Origin of the sequence: Saccharopolyspora sp., from assembly GCF_017434145.1 — a bacterium.
In the GTDB taxonomy this organism is placed as follows: Bacteria; Actinomycetota; Actinomycetes; order Mycobacteriales; family Pseudonocardiaceae; genus Saccharopolyspora_C; species Saccharopolyspora_C galaxeae.
This window is the reverse complement of sequence record NZ_JAFRFW010000140.1, coordinates 1-3464: the sequence shown is the minus strand read 5'-3', so window position 1 is coordinate 3464 and position 3464 is coordinate 1. Positions and strand designations below refer to the sequence as shown.

The following is a 3464-nucleotide window of genomic DNA, read 5'->3' as shown; positions in this document are numbered from 1 at the left end:
CGCTGGTGTCGGTGAAGAACCCGACCCGCTCGGGGTGCTCGGCGTAGCCCGCTTCGCCCGCCGGGTCGGCCAGCGGGCCGCTGAGCCGGTTGGCCGGTTCGTCGGCCACGGGTGTCACTCCCCTCGTCCTTGCTCGTCGCCCCTGCTTTCCTGGTCCGGGCTGCGTTCCTCGTCCCCGCTGCGCCGCGGATCGTCGGCGTGCTCGGTGCCGGTGAGCTCGGTGATGCCCGCCCGCCGCCGGTACTCGGCCACGTAGACGGCCAGCGAACGGCCGCGCGGGCGCCTGCCGGGATTGATGTCGCAGGTCCCGGCCTTGGTCTCCATGATGTGCACGTTCGGGTCCAGCGCGACGCCGATCAGCTCGTTGGCCGCGTCGCCGGTGCTGAGCCCGTTCGGCCCCCAATGCCACGGGAGGCCGATCTGGTAGATCGTGCGGTCGCCGAACCGCAGCGGCCGCATCCGGCCGGTCACTAGCACCCGGGCCTCGATCGCGCTGCGGGCGGTGACGATGGTGGCCCAGCCGAGATGCGCCAGCTTCCGCTCGGCGGCCAGTTCCGGCGAGACCTCCACGAACATCGCGGGTGCGAGTTCGGACAGGTGGTGCAGCCAGCGGCTCATGCCGCCCGCGGTGTGGTGCTCGGTGAGCCGGAACGTGGTGAACACGTACGGATAGACCTCGGCGCCGCTCTCGTAGCCGCTGGGCTGGTAGCGGTTCTCCGGGCGCGCGAAAACCTGCCGCGCCGGATTGCGCTGCTGATGATCGTGCAGCGCGTTGGCCAGCGGCGATTCCTGCGGCTCGTAGTGCGCGGGCAGCGGCCCGTCCACCAGCCCGGCCGGGACGTAGAGCCAGCCGCGGCCGTCGCTTTGCATGATGAACGGGTCGGTGCCCGCGATGCCCGCGGGCCCGGTCGCGTCCGGGGCCGGTTCGTAGTCGGGGCGCTTCGCCTTGTCGAAATCCGGGATGTCGTGGCCGGTCCACTCGGCCGCGTCCGCGTCCCACCACACGTAAGCCTTGCGCTCGCTCCACGGGCGGCCCTGCGGGTCGGCCGATGCGCGGTTGTAGAGGGTGCGCCGGTTCATCGGCCAGGCCCAGCCCCATTCCGGCGCTACCCAGGTCTGCTCGCTGCCGGGTTTGCGGCGGGCGGCCTGGTTGACCTCCTCGGCGTAGACGCCGCAGTAGATCCAGCAGCCGCACGAGGTGGAACCGTCGGAGCGGAGCTTCGAGTAGCCGGGCAGCGCCGCGCCGTGCTCGTCGCTGCCGTTGATCTCGCGAAGCACGGCGTCCGCGCTGGGCTCAGCGATCTCGCCATGGGTCGGGTAGTCCCAGGTCAGCTCGAGCAGGGCGCGGTCGTTCTCGCGCTGCTGCGCCGTGCGTTCGGTTTGCCGCGCGGCGAGCTTCTCCCGCAGCTTGCGGCCCAGGTGGTAGTAGAACCACAGGTCGCTGCGCTGGTCCTCGCGCGGTTCGACGGCCTTGTGGTGCCACTGCAGCAGCCGCTGGGTGTTGGTGAAGGTGCCGTCCTTCTCGGTGTGCGCGGCTGCGGGCAGGAAGAAGACCTCGGTGCCGATGTCCTCGGTGGCCAGCTCGCCGCTTTCGATCTCGGGGCCGTCCTTCCAGAAGGTGGCCGTCTCGATCATGTTGAGGTCGCGGACCACGAGCCAGTCCAGGTTCGCCAGCCCCATCCGCTGCTGGCGGGCGTTGGCGGTACCAACCGCGGGGTTCTCGCCGACCACGAAGTAGCCCTTCACCAGCCCGTCGATCTGGTCGGCGACGGTCTGGAAGCTGCCGTGATCGCCGGTGAGCCGCGGCAGGTGCCCGAAGCCGTAGTCGTTGTCGGCGGTGGCGTGCTCGCCCCACCACGACTTGAGCAGGCTGACGATGTAGGAGCGCATGTTGCCCCAGTAGCCGCGGGCGTACTCGTCCTGGGCGACGAACGAGTCCAAGTCGGCGTCGGTGTGCGCGTGCGGCATCGGGATGTAGCCGGGCAGCAGGTTGAACAGCGTCGGGATGTCGGTCGAGCCCTGGATGCTGGCGTGCCCGCGCAGCGCCAGGATGCCCGCGCCCGGCCTGCCCACGTTGCCCAGCAGCAACTGCAAGATCGAGGCCGCGCGGATGTACTGCACGCCAACGGTGTGGTGGGTCCAGCCCACGGCGTAGGCGATCGTGCTGGTGCGTTCCCGGCCGGAGTTGGCGACCAGCGCCTCGGCCACCCGCCGGAAGTCCTCCTGCGGCACACCGCAGACCTGCTCGACCATCTCGGGGGTGTAGCGGGCGTAGTGCCGTTTGAGGATCTGGAACACGCAGCGCGGGTGCTGCAACGTCGGGTCGGTCTCTGCCTTGCCGTGGTAGACGGGACCGCCGGACCCGCTGCGTTCGGGTTTGCTCGCCGCGCGCTCGCGGCCGTGCCTGGTCGAGTTCCCGTCCCCGTCGGAGTTGTCCCGCGGGCCGCCCACGTGGTCGCCGGTGGCACCTTCCGGGCCGTGCCCGCCGACCGACGGCACCGCTTCGGTGCCCTCGTACTGCCACGTGCTCGTGTCGTAGCTGCCCTCTTCGGGATCGAATCCGGAGAAGATGCCCGCCAGATCCTCGGTGTCGGCGAACTCCGCACCCACGATCATCGCGGCGTTCGTGTAGTTGACCACGTAGTCGTGGAAGTAGGCGTCGTTGGCCAGCACGTGGTGGATCAGCCCGCCCAGGAATCCGATGTCCGACCCCGCGCGCAGCGCCACGTGCTGGTCGGCCATCGCCGAGGTGCGGGTGAACCGCGGGTCCGCGTGGATCACCGTGGCGCCGCGGCGCTTGGCCTCCATCACCCACTGGAATCCGACCGGGTGCGCCTCGGCCATGTTGGAGCCCTGGATGAGGATGCAGTCGGCGTTGGCCAGGTCCTGCTGGAAGGTCGTGGCCCCTCCGCGCCCGAAGGAGGTCCCCAGACCGGGAACCGTGGAGGAGTGTCAAATGCGGGCCTGGTTCTCCACCTGGATCGCGCCCATGGCGGTGTAGAGCTTCTTCATGAGGTAGTTCTCCTCGTTGTCGAGGGTCGCTCCTCCGAGGCTCGCGATGCCCATGGTGCGGTGCAGCAGCCTGCCCTGGTCGTCGGACTGCTGCCAGGTGGCGTCGCGCGTGTCCAGCACGCGCTCGGTGATCATGTCGAGTGCGGTCTCGAGGTCGAGGTCCTCCCACTCGGTGCCGTGCGGGCGGCGGTAGCGGACCTTGCGCTGACGTCCGTCGGAGGTCACCAGCTCCCGGCTGGCCGAGCCCTTCGGGCACAACCGCCCGCGGCTGATCGGTGAGTCCGGGTCGCCTTCGATCTGGGTGACCTCGCCGTCGCGGACGAAGACCTGCTGCCCGCAGCCGACCGCGCAGTACGGGCAGATCGAGCGCACCACCTCGTCGGCCTGCTCGGTGCGGGCCTGGATGGCGTCGGTGCCCCGCGAGCGCGCGGCCGCGCCGCGGCCCAGCGGAT

The 3464-nt window shown here is 70.4% G+C and carries 1 protein-coding gene; it reads right to left on the bottom strand.

Annotated features, from left to right (window positions below):
* Positions 1–114: 114 nt before the first annotated feature.
* A complete protein-coding gene (gene fdh, locus IJH84_RS03915) occupies positions 115–3459 on the bottom strand; it encodes a formate dehydrogenase (protein ID WP_295140264.1) in 3345 nt (1114 codons plus the stop codon).
* Between the last annotated feature and the right edge of the window lie 5 nt (positions 3460–3464).